Source organism: Gemmobacter lutimaris (genome assembly GCF_003570715.1).
GTDB classification, from domain to species: Bacteria; Pseudomonadota; Alphaproteobacteria; order Rhodobacterales; family Rhodobacteraceae; genus Gemmobacter; species Gemmobacter lutimaris.
The window spans coordinates 127,591-149,611 of the sequence record NZ_QXXQ01000001.1; the positions used below are offsets into that span (position 1 = coordinate 127,591).

The 22,021-nt window shown below is 63.7% G+C and carries 18 protein-coding genes; 10 read left to right on the forward strand and 8 right to left on the reverse strand.

What is annotated here, in order from left to right:
- Positions 1–87: 87 nt before the first annotated feature.
- Together D2N39_RS00590 and D2N39_RS00595 are read left to right on the forward strand one after the other, a co-directional pair.
- Entirely contained in the window at positions 88–1,089 is a 1,002-nt protein-coding gene (locus D2N39_RS00590) for a Fe(3+) ABC transporter substrate-binding protein (RefSeq protein WP_119132861.1), read from the forward strand.
- Positions 1,090–1,290: 201 nt separating this feature from the next.
- Positions 1,291–2,238 (forward strand): nucleoside hydrolase, encoded by a 948-nt coding sequence (locus D2N39_RS00595; protein ID WP_119132863.1) that lies wholly within the window; start codon positions 1,291–1,293, stop codon positions 2,236–2,238.
- Here D2N39_RS00595 and D2N39_RS00600 read toward each other — a convergent pair.
- Positions 2,235–3,284, reverse strand: a complete 1,050-nt coding sequence (locus D2N39_RS00600; protein ID WP_233557015.1) for a sensor histidine kinase — start codon at positions 3,282–3,284, stop codon at positions 2,235–2,237. The genes D2N39_RS00595 and D2N39_RS00600 overlap by 4 nt on opposite strands.
- An 80-nt stretch (positions 3,285–3,364) precedes the next feature.
- Here D2N39_RS00600 and D2N39_RS00605 point away from each other — a divergent pair, with 80 nt between their 5' ends.
- On the forward strand, positions 3,365–3,730 hold the full coding sequence (locus D2N39_RS00605; RefSeq protein ID WP_119132867.1) for a hypothetical protein: 366 nt from the start codon (positions 3,365–3,367) through the stop codon (positions 3,728–3,730).
- Here D2N39_RS00605 and iolB read toward each other — a convergent pair.
- From iolB to D2N39_RS00635, 6 genes are all read right to left on the reverse strand, one after another.
- On the reverse strand, positions 3,715–4,521 hold the full coding sequence (gene iolB, locus D2N39_RS00610) for a 5-deoxy-glucuronate isomerase (RefSeq protein ID WP_119132869.1): 807 nt from the start codon (positions 4,519–4,521) through the stop codon (positions 3,715–3,717). The genes D2N39_RS00605 and iolB overlap by 16 nt on opposite strands.
- 73 nt (positions 4,522–4,594) lie before the next feature.
- Positions 4,595–5,491 carry a myo-inosose-2 dehydratase gene (gene iolE, locus D2N39_RS00615; RefSeq protein WP_119132870.1) on the reverse strand — a complete coding sequence of 299 codons (897 nt, stop codon included), beginning with the start codon at positions 5,489–5,491 and terminating at the stop codon, positions 4,595–4,597.
- Positions 5,492–5,501: 10 nt separating this feature from the next.
- The gene (iolD, locus tag D2N39_RS00620; protein WP_119132872.1) at positions 5,502–7,376 is read right to left on the reverse strand and encodes a 3D-(3,5/4)-trihydroxycyclohexane-1,2-dione acylhydrolase (decyclizing); all 1,875 of its coding nucleotides are present in this window, start codon (positions 7,374–7,376) and stop codon (positions 5,502–5,504) included.
- On the reverse strand, positions 7,373–9,280 hold the full coding sequence (locus D2N39_RS00625) for a bifunctional 5-dehydro-2-deoxygluconokinase/5-dehydro-2-deoxyphosphogluconate aldolase (RefSeq protein WP_119132873.1): 1,908 nt from the start codon (positions 9,278–9,280) through the stop codon (positions 7,373–7,375). Before D2N39_RS00625 ends, iolD begins: the two co-directional genes overlap by 4 nt.
- 89 nt (positions 9,281–9,369) lie before the next feature.
- The gene (locus D2N39_RS00630; protein WP_233557016.1) at positions 9,370–10,200 is read right to left on the reverse strand and encodes a MurR/RpiR family transcriptional regulator; all 831 of its coding nucleotides are present in this window, start codon (positions 10,198–10,200) and stop codon (positions 9,370–9,372) included.
- 220 nt (positions 10,201–10,420) lie between these two features.
- Positions 10,421–11,791: a class II 3-deoxy-7-phosphoheptulonate synthase gene (locus tag D2N39_RS00635; protein ID WP_119132875.1), complete on the reverse strand. Its 1,371-nt coding sequence runs from the start codon at positions 11,789–11,791 to the stop codon at positions 10,421–10,423.
- Positions 11,792–11,934: 143 nt separating this feature from the next.
- Here D2N39_RS00635 and D2N39_RS00640 point away from each other — a divergent pair, with 143 nt between their 5' ends.
- Complete coding sequence (locus D2N39_RS00640; protein WP_119132877.1) at positions 11,935–12,957, forward strand: GlxA family transcriptional regulator; 1,023 nt, start codon at positions 11,935–11,937, stop codon at positions 12,955–12,957.
- A gap of 7 nt (positions 12,958–12,964) precedes the next feature.
- On the opposite strand, the gene D2N39_RS00645 is transcribed toward D2N39_RS00640, so the two are convergent.
- On the reverse strand, positions 12,965–14,056 hold the full coding sequence (locus D2N39_RS00645) for a PQQ-dependent sugar dehydrogenase (RefSeq protein ID WP_119132879.1): 1,092 nt from the start codon (positions 14,054–14,056) through the stop codon (positions 12,965–12,967).
- Positions 14,057–14,295: 239 nt separating this feature from the next.
- Between D2N39_RS00645 and D2N39_RS00650 the strand changes: the two genes are divergently transcribed.
- The 6 genes from D2N39_RS00650 (at position 14,296) to D2N39_RS00675 (ending at position 21,991) form a co-directional block, all read left to right on the forward strand.
- Entirely contained in the window at positions 14,296–15,480 is a 1,185-nt protein-coding gene (locus D2N39_RS00650) for an ABC transporter substrate-binding protein (protein WP_119132881.1), read from the forward strand.
- A gap of 128 nt (positions 15,481–15,608) precedes the next feature.
- Positions 15,609–16,400 carry an ABC transporter ATP-binding protein gene (locus D2N39_RS00655; protein ID WP_054303465.1) on the forward strand — a complete coding sequence of 264 codons (792 nt, stop codon included), beginning with the start codon at positions 15,609–15,611 and terminating at the stop codon, positions 16,398–16,400.
- Positions 16,393–17,103 (forward strand): ABC transporter ATP-binding protein, encoded by a 711-nt coding sequence (locus tag D2N39_RS00660; RefSeq protein ID WP_119132882.1) that lies wholly within the window; start codon positions 16,393–16,395, stop codon positions 17,101–17,103. The genes D2N39_RS00655 and D2N39_RS00660 overlap by 8 nt, the downstream gene beginning before the upstream one ends.
- A 3-nt stretch (positions 17,104–17,106) precedes the next feature.
- On the forward strand, positions 17,107–18,117 hold the full coding sequence (locus D2N39_RS00665) for a branched-chain amino acid ABC transporter permease (protein WP_119132884.1): 1,011 nt from the start codon (positions 17,107–17,109) through the stop codon (positions 18,115–18,117).
- Positions 18,117–19,418, forward strand: coding sequence for a branched-chain amino acid ABC transporter permease (locus tag D2N39_RS00670; protein WP_119132886.1), 1,302 nt, complete (start codon positions 18,117–18,119; stop codon positions 19,416–19,418). Before D2N39_RS00665 ends, D2N39_RS00670 begins: the two co-directional genes overlap by 1 nt.
- 152 nt (positions 19,419–19,570) lie before the next feature.
- Positions 19,571–21,991, forward strand: coding sequence for a GcvT family protein (locus tag D2N39_RS00675; protein ID WP_119132887.1), 2,421 nt, complete (start codon positions 19,571–19,573; stop codon positions 21,989–21,991).
- Positions 21,992–22,021: the final 30 nt, after the last annotated feature.

A 22,021-nucleotide genomic window follows, 5' to 3' on the forward strand; every position in this document is an offset into this window, starting at 1 on the left:
CAATTCTGACTCGTTCAGTCAGGCATTGACCCGAGTGAAAGACTCGGGTTATCACAGCGCCAGAATTTTTGACAAAAGAGGTCAACAATGAAGCGCGCCCTGCTGGCTCTCGCCCTCAGCTCGACCGCCCTGCCCGCCCTTGCGGAAGAGGTGAACATCTATTCCCACCGTCAGCCCGAGCTGATCCAGCCGCTGCTGGATGCCTTCACCGCAGAGACCGGCATCGAAGCCAATGTGGCCTTCGTGGACAAGGGCATGGTGGAGCGTCTGGTGGCCGAAGGCGACCGCTCGCCCGCCGATCTGGTGCTGACAGTGGACATCGCCCGACTGAGCCAGGTGGTCGAGGCCGGTGTGACCCAGCCTGTTGCATCCGACGTGCTGAACGCCAATATCCCGGCCGAATTCCGCGACAAGGACAATCACTGGTTCGGCCTGACCAGCCGCGCCCGCATCGTCTATGCCTCGAAAGAGCGGGTGAAGGACGGCGAAGTCACCACCTACGAGGATCTGGCCGATCCGAAGTGGAAAGGCCGCATCTGCTCGCGCTCGGGGACGAATGATTACAATATCGCGCTGCTTTCGGCTTATATCGCCCATCACGGCAGCGAAGCCGCGACCCAATGGGCCGAAGGGCTGAAGGCCAATCTGGCGCGCAAGCCAACCGGCAATGACCGCGATCAGGTCAAGGGCATCTGGGCGGGCGAATGCGACATTTCGATCGGCAATACCTATTACATGGGGCAGATGCTGGCCGACCCGGAGCAGCAGGAATGGGCCAATTCCGTCCGCATCGTCTTCCCCGTGTTTGAAGGCGGCGCCACGCATATGAACATCTCGGGCGTTGCCATGACCAAGGCCGCCCCGAACCATGATGCGGCACTGAAGCTGATGGAATGGCTGTCGTCGGACGAGGCGCAGCGCATCTATGCCGAAACCAACAACGAATTCCCGGTAAAGCCGGGGGTGCCCGCATCGGAACTTGTGGCAAGCTGGGGCACCTTCACCCCCGATGGCCTGTCGCTGACCGACATCGCCGGGCACCGCGCCGAGGCGCTGAAGATCATGGAACAGGTCGATTTCGACGGCTGACCACCCCTTCACCATATCTCTTTGGGAACGGGCGCTCTTCGGGCGCCCGTTTTTTATCATCTGGTCAAACACACATTTCCGACATACAACCGTCGAGAATTTGCGTTCAAGTCGTCGATACCAGAGCTAGGTTCGAGGGCGATGCCAGAACGTGGACGATGCCCACGCGCCGTGTTCCGGCAAGGCAGACAGGAGAGGCAGATGGCACAGACCCCGCGCAAGATCATCATCGACACCGATCCGGGGCAAGACGATGCCGTGGCGATCCTTCTGGCGCTGGCCAGCCCGGCGGAAGTGGAGGTTCTGGGCATCTGCGCCGTGGCAGGCAATGTGCCGCTGGCGCTGACCGCCCGCAATGCGCGCATCGTCTGTGAACTTGCGGGCCAGCCCGGCGTGAAAGTCTTTGCCGGGTGTGACCGGCCGCTCAGCCGCAAATTGGTGACGGCCGAATATGTGCATGGCGCGACCGGGCTGGACGGGCCGCAACTGCCCGATCCCGTGATGCCCCTGCAGGACGAACATGCCGTCGATTTCATCATCGAGACCCTGCGGAGCGAACCCGCAGGCACGGTCACGCTTTGCCCGCTTGGCCCACTGACCAATATCGCCACCGCCCTGCAACGCGCGCCCGACATCGCGCCGCGCATTCAGGAAATCGTGCTGATGGGCGGCGCCTATTTCGAGGTGGGCAATGTCACCCCGGCGGCCGAGTTCAATATCTATGTCGATCCGCAGGCCGCCGACATCGTGTTCCGCTCTGGCGTGCCGCTGACCGTCATGCCGCTCGATGTCACCCACAAGGCGCTGACCACCCGCCCCCGGATCGAGGCGTTCCGCAGCATGGGCACCGAACCGGGTCGCATGGTTGCCGAATGGACCGATTTCTTCGAACGCTTCGATGTGCAGAAATACGGCAGCGAAGGCGCCCCGCTGCACGACCCCTGCGTCATCGCCTGGCTGATCCGGCCCGAACTGTTCACCGGGCGGCACATCAATGTCGAGATCGAAACGCAGTCTGAACTGACGCTGGGCATGACGGTCGCCGACTGGTGGGGCGTAACTGACCGCAAGCCCAATGCGCTGTTCATCGGCGATCTGGATGCCGATGGCTTCTACGCGCTGCTGACCGAGCGTATCGCGCGGCTTTAACCCAGTGGCAGAACCACGGTGAAGGTGCTGCCCTGCCCCTTTTCACTTTCGATCCTGAGCCGTCCGCGATGACGGTTGATGATATGTTTGACGATGGCCAACCCCAGCCCGGTGCCGCCCTTCTCGCGCGAGCGGTGGGTATCGACCCGGTAGAAGCGTTCGGTCAGGCGCGGCAGGTGCTGCGCCTCGATCCCTTCACCCCGGTCGCGCACCGCCACGGAAACTGCACCGGAAGGCGCACCGGGAAACGGTGCCTCGCGGCCGATGGATACGGTGACCAGCTTGCCGGGCGTGCCATATTTCACCGCATTTTCAACGAGGTTGTGAAACACTTGGGTCAACTGGTCGGCATCGGCCCGCAGCTTCACCGGCACCTCGCCGCCCGTCAGTTCCAGCGCCACCCCCGCCTGTTCCGCCATCGGGCGCAGCGTGGTCAGCACGCTAGCCAACAGGCCCGACAGATCGACCAATCCCTCGGGGCGCATGCGTTCCTGCGATTCCACCCGGCTGAGCGACAGAAGATCGCGCACCAGCCGCCGCATGCGTTCCGCCTCGCGCGCCATGATGCCCAGAAACCGCTCGCGGGCGACTTCGTCATTCTTGGCCGGGCCCTGCAAGGTTTCGATGAATCCCAGAAGCGCGGTCAGCGGGGTGCGCAATTCATGGCTGACATTGGCCACGAAATCACGGCGCAACTGGCTGATCAGCTCTTGCTCGGTCACGTCGAAGAAGCTGCACAAGGCCCCGCCGCCGGGTGTCGGCCCGACTGTCACGTCATAGACCACCTCATGCGCACCGGGGCTGAGATTGCAGCGCAGGTTCTGCTTTTCGCCACCCTGCATGACCGTTTCGATGGCGGCCACCAATGCGGGCTGGCGCAGGCTCAGGCCAAAATGGCGCCCGACAGCCTGCGGCCCCAGCAAGGCAAGCGCCCGTGCATTGGCCACGCCGATCCGCATGTCAGGGCCGACATGCAGCATCGGCAGCGGCACCGCCTGCATGAACGCCTCGCGTTCCGCCACGATCCGCGCCATTTCTCCGTTCATGTCCTGCATCCGCCCCGGCCGCTTCGGTCGCAGCAGGCTTATCGCCCTCCGGCCCATGCCGCAACAGAAAGACCAGAAAGATGACCGAACAGCCCCCCGACATTCCACAGAACGTGCTGGTCATCGACTGCCCGGAGGCGATTGCCATTGCCGAATCCCTTGATCCGCCGCCGATGATCCTGTCGATCACCTTCCGGCAGCTCAGCAAGCCGCTGCTGGCCCTGTCCGCACCGGATTGCATCGCGCTGCCGCTGTTCTGTGCCGGCTTCGATGCCGTGCAGGCGATCGAACTGTTGACCGCACTGGGATATTCCGGCCGGATCTGCGCTTTTGCCCCCGATCTGCCCCAGCCCGATCTTGTTGCCGCCGAACTGACCGCGCTGGCCGGAGGCCATCCGGTCAGCGTGATCACCCCCGGAAGCAGCAGACATCAAAGGTCGCGCTGATAGATCCAGTCGTGGTCCGGGTCATTCTGGAACCGCCATTTGCGCAAGGGGCCCGCCATGACGTTCAGGTAATACATCTCATAGCCATAGGGCGCGCCGCAGGGGTGATGACCACGGGGCACCAGCGTCACATCGTGGTTCTTCACCGCCATGGTCTCGTCCAGACTGCCATCCTCGGTATAGACCCGCTGGACGCCGAATCCCTGCGCCGGGTTCAGACGCATGTAATAGGTTTCTTCCAGATAGGTCATCCGGGGGTAATCATCCTCGTCATGGCGGTGGCTGGGATAGCTGGACCAGTTGCCCGCAGGGGTGAAAACCTCGGTCACCAGCAGGCTGTCAGCCACATCGTGCATTTCCATGGCGATATTGTTCACGAAGCGCGAATTGGTGCCCTTACCGCGCCGGGTCAGTTCGATTCCCTCGGGGCCAAGGCGTCGCGCCGGATGGTTTCCCTGTCCCGGAGCGGAACAGACCGCCAGCGTGCAGGCCGTAACCGCCTCCGCCGCCCAGTCACTTCCGTTCGGCACATAAAGACAATGCGGAGCGGTTTTTTCAAAGACATCCATCCGCGCGCCCATCACGCCCCAGTCCTGCCCGGCCGCCATTACCTGCGCCTTGCCCTCGACCAGCACGAGGATCACCTCGCGTCCCCCCGTCGCCTCGGCCACGCGATCACCCGGCTCCAGCCGGTAAAGGCCAAAGCCGACATAGCCCCAGCCCGCGCTGTCAGGGGTCACGTCATGCACCTTGCCCCGTGTTCCCTGCGGCCGCACCAGAAGATCGCCCATCCTTCGCCCCTTCATCTGTTCCAAAATATCCTCGGGGGTGCGGGGGGCAAACAGCCCCCCGCCTTCGCCGCCGTCACATCAGCCCGGTCGCCCGCGCCAGCCGTTTCAGCGTCGCCAGACCCAGCGTCTGATACATCAGCGGGTTGCAGCGCCGCGGGTCCTGCTCGGCTTCGATCACGATCCAGCCGTCATATCCTGCGGCTTTCAGAATCCGCATCAGCGGCGCGAAGTCCACCCCGCCTTCCTGATCCCCCGGCACGGTGAAAGCCCCGGCCCGCACCGCCTGCAAGAAGCTCATCCCCTCCGCCTGCGCCCGATGCACCACATCGGGGCGGATGTTCTTGGCGTGGAAATGCCGGACCCGGCCGATATGTCGGCAGAGCAGCGCCTCGGGATCGCCGCCGCCAAAGGCGCAGTGCCCCGCATCGAACAGAAGCTGCACATGCGGCCCGGTCGCAGCCATCAGCGCGTCTATGTCTTCGGGGGTTTCGATGATGGTGCCCATGTGGTGGTGATAGACCAGCGTCACCCCTTCGCTGGCCAGATAGGCCGCGAAAGCCTCAAGCTTCTGACCGAAGTCGCGCATCTGCCCCTCGGTCAGGACGGGCCGGTGCTGCATCGGCCGGTCCGGCTCGCAATGGATCGCATGCGTCGTTTCACAGACGATGCAGACCTTGCAGCCATTATGCTTGAGCTTTGCCAGATGGCCCTGCACCGCCGCGATTTCCTCGTCCACAGGGCGCCGCAGCAGTTCCGAGGAATACCAGCCCGAGACGAAACGCAGTCCGTAGCCCGCCAGCAGCGCACGCAGGGCCTCGGGGTCGTCGGGCCAGCGATGGCCGTTCTCGATCCCGTCAAAGCCGATCTGGCGTCCGGCCTCGTCAAGGATCAGGGCCGTTGGAATATGCGCGCCGATGCTGGGATCGTAGTCATTGGCCCAGGCGATCGGATTGGTGCCAAAGCGGATCATGACCGCGCCCTCAGTTCGTCAGCCGCGCAAGGGCTGTGTTTGCGATATAGCGTGCATAGGCTGCGGGCAGGTTGTCATGGTCGCCCACTTCCGGCACCGCCACCTCCCAGAAATGCCCGTGTTCGCCCGCGCTGGTTTCCATCCCGGTGCCGGGAAAATCCTGTGCCGTCGTGTCGATCACGATGACGGTGGGCCTGTCCCTACCACGCGCCGCAACGACCTGTGCCCGCAGCTCCGCCATGTCGCGCGCCTTGACCGCATGCGCCCCCATGCTCGCCGCATGGGCCACATAGTCGATCTGCGGCTGATCCTCGATGGTGCAGTCCGCATACATGTTGTTGAACGGCGCCCCGCCACAACCCAGCGTTTGCAGGCGGTTGATGCAGCCGTAGCCCCGGTTGTCGGTCAGCACCACGGTAAAGGGGATGCGCCGCATCACCGCTGTCGCAAGTTCCGCATTGGCCATCATATAGCTGCCATCGCCCACGAAGCAGATCACCTCACGCTCGGGCTGTGCGAGTTTCAGCCCCATGGCCCCCGCCACCTCATAGCCCATGCAGCTATAGCCGTATTCCATGTGATAGCCACCCTGCGACGGCTGCCACAGCAGTTTCAGCGCGCCGGGCATGGTGCCCGCCGCGCAAAGCGCAACGGTCGCGGCGGTGCTGACGTCCTGAACCGCGCCGATCACCTGTGCATCGTTCGGCATCTGGCCTGCCGTGACCGGGGCCTTGCAATGGGCATCGACAGCGCGCAACCAGTCGGCCCGCGCCGCCGTATCGGCCGTGGCCTGATAATCACCCAGCCGCGCCGTCAGCGCCTCCAGCGCCACTTTCGCATCGGCAACCAGACTGGCCGCCCCATGTTTGGCCGCGTCATAGCCATGCACATTGATTGAAACCAGCCGCGCGTCGGGCGCAAAAAGCGTGCGTGAGCCAGTGGTGAAATCCTGCAACCGCGTGCCGATGCCAATGACCAGATCCGCCGCCCGCAATGCGGCATTTGCGGCGGCCGAGCCATCGACACCCGCGGCGCCAAAATTCATCGGATGTGCCTGTGCCAGGGCCGATTTGCCCGCCTGAGTCTCGGTCACCGCGATGCCATGCCGCATAGCAAAATTGCCAAGTGCCGCCTCGGCGCCGGAATAGATCACCCCGCCGCCGCAGATGATTGCCGGGCGTCTGGCTGCAAGGATCATCCCGGCCACGTCCGCCAGTTCCCGCGCATCGGGGGCAGGACGCCGGATGAGCCAGACCTTTGGCGTGAAGAAAGCTTCAGGCCAGTCGAAAGCCTCGGCCTGAACATCCTGACAGAAGGACAGGCATACCGGGCCGCAATCAGCGGGATCGGTCATCACCCGCAAGGCGCGGGGCAGCGCGGTCAGCAGATGTTCCGGGCGCAGGATCCGGTCGAAATAGCGCACCACCGGGCGGAAGCAATCATTCGCGCTGACCGTGCCGTCATCGAAATCCTCGACCTGCTGCAAGACCGGATCGGGGCGGCGGTTTGCAAAGACATCCCCCGCCACAAACAGAACCGGCAGCCGGTTCACATGCGCCAGCGCCGCTGCCGTCACCATATTCGTGGCCCCCGGCCCGATGGACGAGGTGACGGCCATTGCCTGACGCCGCGCCCGCCCCTTGGCAAAGGCGATGGCGGCATGCGCCATGGTCTGCTCGTTCTGGCCGCGCCATGTCGGGAAAGGGGTATTGCCGCAAAGATCGCCCTGCGCGCCTTGCTGCAAAGCCTCGCCCAGACCCGCGACATTGCCATGACCGAAGATGGCCCACATCCCCTCGATGAACCGCGTGCCCTCGGGCGTCATCTGCACACCCAGCCATTTCACCATGGCCTGCGCGGCGGTCAGACGGAGTGTCCTGCTCATGCCGCATCTCCCTTGCCCGCGCGAGCCGCATCCCAGACACGGCAAAGATCCTCGTATTTCGCCACCATCCCGGCAACAGCCTCTGCATCGCCGATCTCGGCTTTCAGCCATGCCCGCGCCACATCGGCAAAGATCGTCCGGCCCACCGCGAAACCGCGCACCAGATCGTGCCGGGCGGCAAGGGCAAAGCTTTCGGCAAGCTGATCCGCCGGCGCATCCAGACCCAGAACGACAATTCCGCGCACATGGGGGTCGTTCCCGGTGATCGCCGCACAGGCGTTTTCCCATGCGGCAGCGGTGGTGAAGGGTTCCAGCTTCCACCAGTCCGGGTAGATCCCGATCTCATAAAACCGCCGGATCAAGGTGGCCGAGGTCATGTCATCCACCGGACCAACTTTGGAGGGAATGATTTCAAGCAACATTTCCAGCCGGTTGCGACGGCAGGCATGGAAAAGCCGCGTCACAGTCGCCTCCTGTTCGGCGCGTATGTCAGCCGGGTCGTCGGGGTGGCAGAAGCAAAGAACCTTCACCACCTGTTCCAGCGGCCATTCAGACAACCCGCCGTAATCCGGGCCGATCTCGGGCTCCAGCGTCAGGGGGCGCGAACCGGGCCATTCCACCGGCCGCCCCGTCCACAGCCCCGACCCGGCGGCGGCATAAAGCGCCTGCCGACCGAGGCGCCCGTCGCAAAGGATGCCATAGCCCGGCCGCCCGGCCTGAACGGCTTTCGCAGCCTCCAGACACAGAAGCTTGAACGCGCCGATCTTTTCGGGCGTCGCGCCTTCCATCGCCTCCAGTTGCATACGGTGGTCGAAGGCAAAGACCCGCATGGTGGACCAGTCGCCGTGCCGGTTGGTCGCCCAATGCACCTGCTCCAGCGCCGCATCCTTGCGCAGCGCCTTTTCCCGCACCCCGCGTCTGAGGAAGTAATCCAGTTCGTCAAGGCTGGGATAAGCCGGGGTGCAGCCATGGCGGCTGACCGCGAAGGCCCCGCAGGCATTGGCATATTTCAGCGCCACCGGCCAGCTTTCGTCATCCAGCCAACCTTTCAGCAAACCGGACATGAAACCGTCGCCGGCGCCCAGCACGTTGAACACTTCGATCGGAAAACCCGGTCCCGCCTCCCCCTCGTCCAGAGTGTCGGGAATGGCCCCGGTGAAAGCCACAGCCCCCGCCGCCCCGCGCTTGCAGACCAGCGTGGCGGCAGAAACCGCGCGCACCGCCCGCAGCGCGGCGACAGTATCGGTCGTGCCGCCCGCGATGTGAAACTCCTCCTCGGTGCCCACGATCAGGTCGAACAGATGCAGCGTAGACTGCAGTTTGGCGGTCACCGCCGCGCTGGCGATGAAGCGGTTTTCGCCATCGCCATGGCCCGAAAGCCCCCAGAGGTTCGGACGATAGTCGATGTCCAGTGCGGTCTGCGCACCACTTTTGCGCGCCAGATCCAGCGCCTTCAGCACGGCCGCCTCTGTCTGCGGATGGCTGAGATGCGTGCCGGTCGCCACGACAGAACGGGCTTCGGCGATAAGGGCCGGGTCGATGTCATCCTCGCACAGCGCCATATCGGCACAGTTCTCGCGGTAGAAAATCAGCGGAAACTGGCTGTCATCGCGGATGCCCAACAGGACCAGCGCGGTCAGCCGTTCGGGATCGGTTTTCACCCCGCGCACATCGACGCCCTCGCGCGCCAGCTCCTCGCGGATGAAGCGGCCCATGTGTTCATCACCGACACGGGTGATCAGCGCCGACTTCAGCCCCAGACGCGCCGTGCCTGCCGCCATGTTGCAGGGGCTGCCGCCGATATATTTCTGGAACGACCCCATGTCCTCCAGCCGTCCACCGACCTGCGCGCCGTAAAGATCGACCGACGACCGGCCGATGGTGATGACGTCAAGCGCCTTCATCCGCCCCTCCCCCATACCGCGCCGAAAAGGTGCGGCGCCCTCGATATGGAATATTTATTCCATTTTCAGGATTGAAGGAAGCTTTATTTTTACACCCCGCTCCGGGCCGTTCCCACCGCCACCGCCAGAGAGAGAGCCAGCGCAAGCGTCGCCGACAGCGACCGGAACGCACCGAAATCCACCTCGGAAACCGCAAGGCAGACATCGGCACCTTCGGCCAGCGGACTCACGGCTCCATCGGTAATTGCGACGACGGCCAGACCGCGCGCGCGCGCCTCTTCGGCCAACGCCAAAGTCTCGACGGAATAGGGTGCGAAGGATATTGCGATCAGCGCATCCCCCGGGCGCAGCGCAAAGCGATGATCCAACTTGCCCGCCCCGTCATGCAGCATGGCCGACACCGCCATTTTCTCAAACACATAGGCCAGATAACTCGCAACCGGATAGGCACGGCGAAACCCGGCCAGATGCACCGTTCCGGCTGCGGACAGCACATCCACCGCCTGCGCCAGCGCCTGCTCATCCACAGATTTTGCCAAGGATTCAAGGCTTTGCCGCCCAGAATCAATGAATTCCGCCAACAGGGCAGTCGGGCTGCCCGCCCCGCTGTCCCGCAGGGTTTTCAACCGGGTCGCATAATCCGGCCACCCCGGCGCATAGGCATCGCGAAACAGCCGCTGCATTTCGGAAAACCCCGAAAAGCCAAGGATCTGGCAAAAACGCATCAGGGCCGATGGCGGCACATCGGCGCCCGCTGCCAGTTCCGCCACCGTTGATACGGCGATGCGATCGACATTGGCTGCGATATGATCAGCACATTGGCGCAGCCGTTTGGGCAGCTCCGCGCTGATCATCGCCAGCCGCTCGCGGAACTCCTCGACACTGGCGGGCGCGGTTGAGGACGGCTCGGACATCGACATGGCACACTCCCTGACGGACCCATATTCAGGTTAATGATATGGAACATATATTCCAAAATGATGCAAATAACACCCCTTCACATCGCCCCCTTATATCCTGGTGCAAATATCCTTTGGTGTGAGGCTGCGGGCCGAGCGGGTGAAAAGCCCCTTGTGCAAAGAAAAACGGCGCGAGGGTTACTCCCTCGCGCCGTTCGGTTTCATGCCCCGGCAAAGCCGCTTACATCGCCACCCGGCGCTGGTCGTCGCGGCGCGCTGTCAGTTCTTCGGACACAAGGAACGCCAGTTCCAGAGATTGCGAGGCATTCAGACGCGGGTCGCAGGCGGTGTGGTAACGGTCGCTCAGGTTCTCGTCCGTCACGGCACGCAGGCCGCCGGTGCATTCGGTCACATCCTGGCCCGTCATTTCGAAATGCACGCCGCCGGGGATGGTGCCCTCGGCCTTGTGGATGGCGAAGAACTCGCGCACCTCGCGCAGCACCGAATCGAATGGCCGGGTCTTGTAGCCCGAGGCCGCCTTGATGGTGTTGCCGTGCATCGGGTCGCAGGACCAGACGACATTGGCGCCTTCTTCCTGAACGGCCTTGATCAGGCGCGGCAGATGCTCGCCCACCTTGCCGGCGCCGAAGCGCGCGATCAGGGTCAGGCGACCGGCCTCGTTGGCCGGGTTCAGCTTGGCCATCAGCACCTTCAGATCCTCGGCGGTGGTCGAGGGGCCGCATTTCAGCCCGATCGGGTTCAGCACGCCGCGGCAGAATTCGACATGCGCGCCATCGGGCTGGCGGGTGCGGTCGCCGATCCAGATCATATGGCCGGACCCGGCCACGTTCTGCCCGGTGATCGAATCGACGCGGCAGAGCGCCTCTTCATATTCCAGCAGCAGCGCCTCGTGGCTGGTGTAGAAGTCTACCCGGCTCAGCTCGTGCGCGGTGTCAGAGTTCACCCCGGCTGCATTCATGAAATCGAGCGCGTCGGAAATGCGGTTCGACAGTTCGCGGTAACGCTCCGCCTTGTCATGTTCGGCAAAGCCCAGCGTCCAGCTGTGAACGCGGTGGATGTCGGCGAAGCCGCCGGTCGAGAAGGCGCGCAGCAGGTTCAGGCTGGCCGCCGCCTGGGTATAGGCTTGCAGCATCCGCGACGGATCGGGCACACGGGCATCGGCGGTGAAGTCAAAGCCGTTGATAATGTCGCCGCGGTAGCTCGGCAGTTCCACCCCGCCCGCCACTTCGGTCGGCGCCGAACGCGGCTTGGCGAACTGGCCCGCCATGCGGCCAACCTTGATGACCGGCACCTTGGCGCCATAGGTCAGCACCACGGCCATTTGCAGCATGACGCGGAACGTGTCGCGGATATTGTCGGCGCTGAATTCGGCGAAGCTTTCGGCGCAGTCACCGCCTTGCAGAAGGAAGGCCTTGCCTTCGGCGGCAAGGGCAAGCTGCTTGCGCAGACGACGGGCCTCGCCCGCAAAGACGAGGGGCGGATATTTCGCAAGCTGCGCCTCGACGGCGTTCAATGCGGCCTGATCCGGATAGTCCGGCATCTGGACCCGCGGCTTTGCGCGCCAATCCGATTTTTGCCAGCCCTTCGTCATGGGGTGTCTCCGTGCGTTAGCGGTAATCCGACTGCCTATAAGGAGTCGCGTCGGAAATGCAAAGAGCCAAGGACGGATCGCCCCTTGAAGGGGGGCATGTTTCCTGCCTAGATGTGCCGAAATCGACGCAAACGGGTCGCATCATGTCCAGCCTGCCGCGCAAAGCCACGACTGTCGCCAAAGACACGGCCCCGCGCCGCTTCATTTTTCTGTTGCTGGACCGCTTTACCATGCTGTCCTTCGCTGGCGCCATCGAGCCGCTGCGCATCGCCAATCGCGTGGCGGGGCGGCAGGTTTACTCGTGGAAACTCGCCGGGGAAGGCGGTGTGGAGGCGACCTGTTCCAATGGCGCGTCCTTCAAGCTGGATATGGGTCTGGACGAGATCGACCGCGAGGATACCGTTCTGGTCTGCGGCGGCATTGACGTCAGCCGCGCCACCACGCGCGGCGTCACCGGCTGGCTGCGGCGCGAGGCGCGGCGTGGCGTGGTGATGGGGGGGCTTTGCACCGGCGCCTATTCACTCGCCAAAGCAGGCTTGCTGGAAGGGCGGAAGGCCACGATCCACTGGGAAAACCAGGATGGATTCCTTGAGGAATTCGAAGAGGTCAAGCTGACGAAATCGGTCTTCGTAATCGACGGCAACCGGCTGTCCACCGCGGGCGGCACCGCCTCCATCGACCTCATGCTGAAGCTGATCGCTGCCGACCATGGCGAAGATCTGGCCAATACCGTGGCCGACCAGCTGATCTACAGCTCGATCCGCACCGATCAGGATACGCAGCGCCTGTCGATCCCGACCCGAATCGGCGTGCGGCATCCGAAGCTCAGTCAGGTCATCCAGAAGATGGAAAACAATATCGAAGACCCGATGAGCCCCGCCGATCTGGCCGAGGAGGTGGGCATGTCCACCCGGCAGCTGGAACGGTTGTTCCGCCGCTACCTCAACCGTAGCCCGAAGCGGTATTACATGGAGCTTCGGCTGCAAAAGGCGCGCAACCTGCTGATGCAGACCGATATGAGCGTGATTAACGTGGCGCTGGCCTGCGGCTTTGCCAGCCCGTCGCATTTCTCGAAATGCTATCGCAGCCACTACAACACCACCCCCTACCGCGAGCGCGGCACCCAGAGCGGCATGCCTGGTATCGGCACCCGGCTGTCGATCTGACGTGTGATCAGGGCGCCATCCGATACAGCGCCCCGTCATCAACCGACAGGAACCAGATCGCGCCGTCCGGCCCCTCGGCCACATCGCGCACCCGGCCGGTTTCGTCGGCTGCGATCTGTTCCTCGGCATAGCCCGTCGCGGCGGGCGTATCTGGGTCAAGGCGGCTGAGGAAACCACTGTTCAGGCTGCCGGTGAACAGGTCGCCCGCCCAGTCAGGCACCAGCGCACCGGAATAGACCAGCAGGCCCGAAGGTGCGATGGACGGGTCCCAGTAATGCAGCGGCTGCTCCATCCCGTCTTTCGCGGCGCCTTCGCCGATCGGCAGGAAGTTGTAGTTCACCCCGTAGGTGATGACCGGCCAGCCATAATTGCGGCCCTTGCGCACCTCGTTCACCTCGTCTCCGCCGCGTGCGCCATGCTCTACCGTCAGCAGGCGGCCATCAGGCGTCAGGGTGGCGCCTTGTGCATTGCGATGACCAAGGGAATAGACACCGGGTTTCCAGCCGGGGATTGAGGTCGCGGGGCTGCCGTCACGGTTCAGGTGGATGACCTTGCCCGCCACCAGCGCCGGATCTTGCGCGGCCATGCCCTTCGGTCCGGTGCCCCGGTCGCCGGTGGTCAGGAAGATCGTGCCATCCGCAGCCTCAACCAGACGCGATCCGAAATGTCGCCCGCCGCGATGGCCCTCGCCGACGAACAGGGTCTCAAATCCGTCCAGCCGGGTTTCATCGGCCGAGAGCCGCCCGCGACCGACTGCGGTAGCAGCACCACCGGGAACGGGTGCCGCGAAACTGAGCCAGATTTCGCGGCTTTGCGCGAAATCGCGCGGCACCATGACATCCAGCAGCCCGCCCTGCCCGTTTGCAAAGACCTTTGGCAGGCCGCCGAGGGCCTGCCGCACCGCTCCGCGCAGCAGGGACAGCCGACCGGCACGCTCGGTGACCAGCACCGCTCCGTCGGGCAGAAAGCCGATGGCCCAGGGTTCCTCGAATCCCGCCGCCACCTCCGAGATCCCCATGACACCTGCCGAAGTCTGCACTTCGCCCGCTTCCGCCGGTCCGGCCAGCCCGGCCACAACCGCCATCAGGATATGCCGCATCGTCCTCTCCTGTCTGTTGCAGGCAAGGTAGGGCGCTGCGTGGCGATTTCCAGCAGATCGCCCGATCACTTCGGCGAAATGACGAAATCCCGATATTTGTGCTTGCGAGGTTGCGCCGGGGCGGCAATCTGACACCGGTTTGCGCGAAGGATCGGCAGACGCCCCGGAATTGGGCGCTTTCCTTTTGTCCGACCGCATTCTAGCCTTGGACACAGACAAGTCCGACATGGGAGTCAAAAATGAAAAAACTGCTGCTTGCCACTGCGGCGACCGCCCTTTTCGCCGGGGCTGCCTCGGCCGAAGAAATCAAACTCGGCATCCTGCTGGGCTTCACCGGCCCACTGGAATCCACGGTGCCGAACATGGCCAATGGCGCCGAACTGGCGATGAAGGAAGTGTCCGAATCCGGCAAGCTTCTGGACGGTGCAACCGTTACTCCGGTGCGCGGCGATTCGACCTGCGTTGACGCGGCGGCGGCCCAGTCCTCGGCCGAGCGTCTGGTGACCTCGGACAAGGTTTCGGGCATCGTCGGCGGCGACTGCTCGGGCGTGACCGGCGCCGTTCTGCAAAACGTAGCCCGCCCCAACGGCATCGGCATGATCTCGCCTTCGGCGACCTCGCCCGCGCTTTCGGCAGCCGAGGATGACGGCCTGTTCTTCCGCACGGCACCTTCGGACGCCCGTCAGGGCGAGGTGATGGCCGACATCATCGCGGAACGCGGCGTGAAGGAAGCTGCCGTCACCTATACCAACAATGATTACGGCAAGGGTGTTGCCGACAGCTTCCAGAAAGCCTTCGAGGCCAAGGGCGGCAAGGTTACCCTTTCGGCCGCGCATGAAGACGGCAAGGCCGACTATTCGGCCGAGGTTGCGGCGCTGGCTGCGGCTGGCGGCGAAATTCTCGTCGTTGCGGGCTATGTGGATCAGGGTGGCAAGGGCATGATCCAGGCTTCGGTCGACAGCGGCGCCTTCTCGACCTTCTACCTGCCCGACGGCATGTATGGTGAAAGCCTGATCCAGGCCATTGGCGCCCCGCTGAACGGGTCGTATGGCGACGTGCCCGGCACCGACAGCGAAGGTGCGGCCAAATATCACGAACTGGCCAAGGCGGCCGGCTTCGATGGTGGCGGCGCCTTCTCGCCGGAAAGCTATGACGCGGCGGCGCTGATCATGCTGGCCATGCAGGCAGCCGGTTCGACCGACTCGAAAGAATGGTCACAGAAAGTCATGGATCTGGCCAACGCGCCGGGCGAGGTGATCCTGCCGGGCGAACTGGGCAAGGCGCTGGACCTGATCAAGGAAGGCAAAGACATCGACTATGTTGGCGCAACTGCTGTCGAACTGGTCGGTCCGGGTGAATCCGCGGGCAACTTCCGCGAATACACCGTCACCGACGGCGCCTTCCACACCGACAAGTTCCGCTGATCGCGGTCGGATGACAGCATAAGGCACGGCCCGGGCGTCCCCCGGGCCGTTGCGCTAACACATGTGCCGCAGGGCTATCGGGGATCAACCCCGAAGCGCAATCCCGGCACCTTGGGGGAAGATAACGGATGATCGTTGTCGAGAATCTGCACAAACACTTCGGCGGTTTTCACGCCGTTGACGGCGCCTCGCTGGAAATCCGAAAGGGTTCCATCACCGGGCTGATCGGGCCGAACGGCGCGGGCAAGACCACGCTGTTCAACGTCATCGCCGGAAGATACCAGCCGACCTCGGGCCGCGTCCTGATGGCAGGCGAAGACATCACCGGCCTGCCGCCGCACGAGCTGTTCGGCAAGGGCCTGCTGCGCACCTTCCAGATCGCGCATGAATTCGGCTCGATGACCGTGCGCGAGAACCTGATGATGGTGCCCGCGCTGCAATCGGGCGAGCGGCTGTGGAACGCATGGTTCCGCCGCGGCGCCGTGGCGGCCGAGGAGGCACGCATCCGCGACAAGGCCGACGAGGTGCTGGAGTTCCTGACCATCAGCCATCTGGCCGACCAGAAGGCCAGCCAGATCTCCGGCGGGCAGAAGAAGCTGCTGGAACTGGGCCGCACCATGATGGTGGATGCGAAGATCGTGTTCCTTGACGAGGTGGGCGCAGGCGTGAACCGCACACTGCTGAACACCATCGGCGACGCCATTGTGCGGCTCAATCAGGAACGCGGCTACACCTTCTGCGTCATCGAACATGACATGGATTTCATTGCCCGCCTCTGCGACCCGGTCATCGTGATGGCCGAGGGCAAGGTGCTGGCACAAGGCACGGTTGACGAAGTGAAGAACGACGAACGGGTGATCGAGGCCTATCTGGGCACCGGCCTGAAAAACAAGGTGAAGGAGGAAGCCGCCCATGGCTGAGCCTTTCCTGATCGGCGACGGGATGACCGGCGGCTATGGCGCGGCCGACATTCTGCACAACTGCACCATTGCGGTGGAAAAGGGCCAGATCGCGGTGATCGTGGGTCCGAACGGCGCAGGCAAGTCCACCGCCATGAAGGCGGTCTTCGGCATGCTGAAGCTGCGCGGAGGCCGTGTGGTGCTGGATGGCGAGGATATCACTACGCTCACCCCGCAGGCGCGGGTCCACAAGGGCATGGGCTTCGTTCCGCAGACCCACAACATCTTCACCTCGATGACGGTGGAGGAAAATCTGGAAATGGGCGCCTTCATCCGCGAGGACGATTTCGCCGATACCATGGCACAGGTCTATGACCTGTTCCCCATCCTGAAGGAAAAGCGCCATCAGGCGGCGGGCGAGCTTTCGGGCGGCCAGCGGCAGCAGGTGGCGGTTGGGCGGGCACTGATGACGCGGCCCAAGGTGCTGATGCTGGATGAACCCACGGCCGGCGTCTCGCCCATCGTGATGGATGAACTGTTCGACCGGATCATCGAGATCGCCCGCACCGGCATTTCCATCCTGATGGTGGAACAGAACGCCCGGCAGGCGCTGGAGATCGCGGACAAGGGCTATGTCCTTGTGCAGGGCGCCAACCGCTTCACCGACACCGGCAAGGCCCTGATGGCCGACCCGGAGGTCCGCCGTTCCTTCCTCGGGGGCTGAGCCATGGATATTCTCAACGCCCTCGTGGCTTTCCTCAACTTCGTGTTCATTCCGGGTCTTGCCTATGGCAGCCAGCTTGCGCTGGGTGCACTTGGCGTGACGCTGATCTACGGCATCCTGCGGTTTTCCAACTTCGCCCATGGCGACACCATGGCCTTCGGCACCATGGTCACCATCCTCGTGACCTGGTGGTTTCAATCCATCGGTATCGGCTTTGGCCCGCTGCCCACCGCCCTGCTTGCCCTGCCCTTCGGCATCGCCGCGACAGCGGCGCTCCTGCTGCTGACAGATCGGGCTGTCTATCGCTTCTACCGCAAGCAGAAGGCGGCGCCGACCATTCTGGTGATCGTCTCGCTGGGCGTGATGTTCGTGATGAACGGCATCGTGCGCCTGATCATCGGGGTGGAAGACCAGAGCTTTGCCGATGGTGCGCGTTTCCTGATCACGGCGGGCGATTTCAAAACCATGACCGGATTGACCGAAGGTCTGGCCATCAAGACCACGCAGGCCGTGACCGTGGTGACCGCCGGGCTGACCGTGGCCTTCCTGTTCTGGTTCCTGCAAAAGACCCGCACCGGCAAATCCATGCGCGCCTTTTCCGATAACGAGGATCTGGCGCTGCTGTCGGGCATCAACCCCGACCGCGTGGTGCAGGTGACCTGGATTCTGGCCGCCGCCATGGCGACCATTGCAGGCGTGCTTTATGGCCTCGACAAGAGCTTCAAACCCTTCACTTATTTCCAGCTTCTGCTGCCGATCTTCGCCGCCGCCATCGTCGGCGGTCTGGGCAGCCCGCTGGGGGCCATTGCCGGAGGCTTCGTCATCGCCTTTTCCGAGGTGATGGTAACCTATGCCTGGAAAAAGGTAGCCACCTATCTTCTGCCTGACAGCATGGCGCCGGACGGCCTGCTGCAACTGATGTCCACCGATTACAAATTCGCGGTCAGCTTCTCGATCCTCATTCTGGTGCTGATCTTCATGCCCACGGGCCTGTTCAAGGGGAAATCGGTCTGATGTCGAAGAACCTCTATCTCTTTGCGGGCGTCGTCGCGCTGTATCTGTTCACCGGGTTGGTGCTGACCAGCTGGAACCAGACGCTGCTGATCCTGAACTTCGCGCTGGTTTCGTCGATCATGGCGCTGGGGGTGAACATCCAGTGGGGCTATGCGGGCCTGTTCAACACCGGCGTCATGGGCTTTGCCGCGCTGGGCGGTCTGGCGGTGGTTCTGGTAAACTCGCGCCCTGTGCCCGAGGCATGGTCGGCAGGCGGTTTCGGCATCCTTGCCGGGCTGGCGCTGGGGGCGATCACCATTGCCGCCACCATCTTCCTGCGCCGCCGCATGCCAAAGGGCCGCGCCCGCAGCCTTGCCACGCTGGCGCTGCTGGTCGGCGGCTTCTTCCTGTTCCGCGCGGTCTTTGATCCTGCTGTTTCGGCGGTGGAAGCGATCAATCCGACGATCCAGGGCAATCTTGGTGGCCTTGGCCTGCCTGTCCTGCTGGCATGGCCTGCGGGCGGGCTGCTGGCGGCGCTGGCCGCCTGGGGCATCGGGAAGACGGCACTGGGCCTGCGGTCCGACTATCTGGCCATCGCCACGCTGGGTATCGCTGAAATCATCGTCGCGGTGATGAAGAACGAGGACTGGATGGCGCGCGGCGTCAAGATGATGGACCTGAAGGAACGTCCCTGGCCGGTGCCTTACGAGGTCAACCTGCAACAGAATCCGCGCTTCCTTGAAATGGCGGCGAATTGGGGTTTCGACCCGGTTTCGGCCTCGTCGGTCGTGGTGAAGCTTTGCTATATGGTGATGATCCTGATCGTTCTGGGCCTTTTGATCTGGCTGTCGGAACGCGCGCTCAACAGCCCATGGGGCCGGATGATGCGCGCCATCCGCGACAACGAAGACGCCGCCCGCGCCATGGGCAAGGATGTGACGAAGAAGCATCTGCACATCTTCATCCTCGGCAGCGCGGTCATCGGCATCGCGGGCGCCATGCTGACCTCGATGGACGGCATCCTGAACCCCGGCACCTACCAGCCGCTGCGCTTCACCTTCCTGATCTGGGTGATGGTGATCGTGGGCGGTTCGGGCAACAACTGGGGGGCACTGCTGGGCGGCCTGCTGGTCGGCTGGCTCTGGCTGATCGTGGAAACACTTGGCCCGCTGGTCATGGGCGGCATCACCGCAGGAATGGCCCCCGGCCCGCTGAAATCGCATCTGGTGGACAGCGCACAACACATGCGGCTCTTGACCATGGGGGTGATCCTACTGCTGGTGCTGCGCTTCAGCCCGCGCGGCCTGATCCCCGAGAAGTGAGCCAAAGCAATACGAACCGGCAAGGGGCGCCCTCGGGCGCCCCTTTGCTTTTCGAGAATCTCCAGATATTTGCGACATATTCACGTCGCAAAACCGCATGCCCCTTTGCCCTGCCCCGGCCATTCTGGCGCAAACCCGCAGGGAGTCTCTCCATGAAAACCCATACCCGCGTTCTGGTCATCGGCGGCGGCGTCGTCGGCTGTTCGGTCCTTTACCACCTCACCAAGCTTGGCTGGTCCGATGTCATGCTGGTCGAAAGATCGGAACTGACCTCGGGCTCCACATGGCACGCGGCCGGGGGCTTTCACACGCTGAACGGCGACACCAACATGGCGGCGCTGCAAGGCTATACCATTCGCCTCTATAAGGAACTGGAGCAGATCACCGGCATGTCCTGCGGCCTGCATCATGTCGGCGGCATCACGCTGGCCGACAATGCGGCGCGGTTCGAACAGTTGAAGGCCGAACGCGCCAAGCACCGTTACATGGGGCTGGATACCGAAATCCTCGGCCCGGCCGAGATCGAGAAATTCACCGACGGGATGGTGAACCTCGAAGGCATCATCGGCGCGCTCTACGATCCGCTGGATGGCCATCTTGACCCGTCGGGCACCACCCATGCCTATGCCAAGGCCGCGCGGATGGGCGGGGCCGAAATCGTTCTGCACAACCGCGTGCTGGAAACCAACCCGCGCCCCGATGGGTCATGGGAGGTCGTCACCGAAAAGGGCACGATCATCGCCGAACATGTGGTGAATGCCGGCGGTCTGTGGGCGCGCGAGATTGGCGCGATGGCAGGCGTCTACCTGCCGCTCCTGCCGATGGCGCACCAATACCTTGTCACCGACGACATTCCCGAAATCATGGACATCCTGAAATCGGGCCGTGAATTCCCGCATGTGATGGACCCCGGCGGCGAAAGCTATCTGCGGCAGGAAGGCCGGGGCCTTTGCATCGGTTTCTATGAAAAACCGTGTGAGCCGTGGAGCGTGGACGGCACGCCGTGGAATTTCGGCCATGAACTCCTGAACGAGCAATGGGACAAGATCGAGGACAGCGTGGCCTTCGCCTATCGCCGCTTCCCGGTGCTGGAACGCTCGGGCGTGAAGCGGGTAATCCATGGCCCCTTCACCTTTGCCCCCGATGGCAACCCGCTGATCGGGCCGGTGCCGGGCTTGCGCAACTACTGGTCCGCCTGCGCGGTGATGGCAGGCTTCAGCCAGGGCGGTGGCATGGGCCTTGCGCTGGCGCAATGGATGATCGAAGGCGAGGTCGAACGCGACCCGCGCGGCTTTGACGTGGCCCGCTTCGGCAACTGGACCTCGCCGGGCTATACCGTGCCGAAGGTCATCGAAAACTATCAGATGCGTTTCAACGTGTCTTACCCGAACGAGGAACGTCCCGCCGCACGTCCTTTCCGCACCACGCCGATGTATGACATCTTCGACGGTATGAATGCGGTCTGGGGCCAGCAATACGGGCTGGAAGTGGTGAACTACCACGCCCTGCCGGGCGAACCTCGGCTGGAAACGCCGACCTTCAAACGCTCGAACGCCTGGGAGGCGACGCGTCAGGAGGTGCTGGCAGTGCGCGAGGGCGTCGGCATCAACGAGGTGCAGAATTTCGGAAAATATCTGGTGAAAGGCCCGAAGGCGCGCGCCTGGCTCGACCGGATCATGGCGGGCGCGATCCCGAAACCGGGACGGCTGTCGCTGACGCCGATGCTGGCGGAAAGCGGCAAGATCATCGGCGATTTCACCGTCTCCTGCCTGTCGGAAACCGAATTCCAACTGACCGCCAGCTATGGCGCGCAGGGCTGGCACGGCCGCTGGTTCGAACAGCATCTGGAAGAGGGCGTGACGGTCGAGAATATCTCGGACGCACGCTCGGGCTTCCAGATCGCCGGGCCGAAGGCACGCGAGTTGCTGGCCCGTGTCACCCGTGCCGATGTCAGCGCCGAGGCCTTCCGCTTCATGGATGTGAAGCGCATGACCATCGGCATGGCCAATTGCATCGTGCAGCGCGTCAGCTACACCGCCGATCTGGGGTTCGAAATCTATACCGACCACATGTCGGTGCGGCACCTCTGGCACACGCTCTGGTCGGCCGGGCAGGATCTGGGCCTGCGGCCCTTCGGCATGCGGGCGATGATGTCGCTGCGGCTGGACAAATGGTTCGGAAGCTGGGGGCGCGAGTTCAGCCCCGATTATACCCCCGCCGAAACCGGGCTTGACCGTTTCATGCGCTGGAACAAGGAGTTCATCGGCAAAGCCGCCGCGCTGGCCGAAAAGGAGGCCGGACCGAAGCGCCGTCTGGTCAGCTTCATCGTCGATGCAGCGGATGCCGATGTGGTGGCATGGGAGCCGATCTGGCTGGAAGGCGCAGTGGTGGGTTTCTGCACCTCGGGCGGGTTCAGCCACTGGACGGGCAAGTCGGTCGCTATGGGATTCCTCCCTGCCGAGAAGGTGCAGGACGGCCTCGCCTGCGAGATCGAGATCCTTGGCGAGCGCCGCCCCGCCACGGTGCATCTGGCGCCGCTGTGGGATGCAGACGGGGCGCGTATGCGCGGCTGACCCACCACGCCGCGCTTGACAGGCGCACGC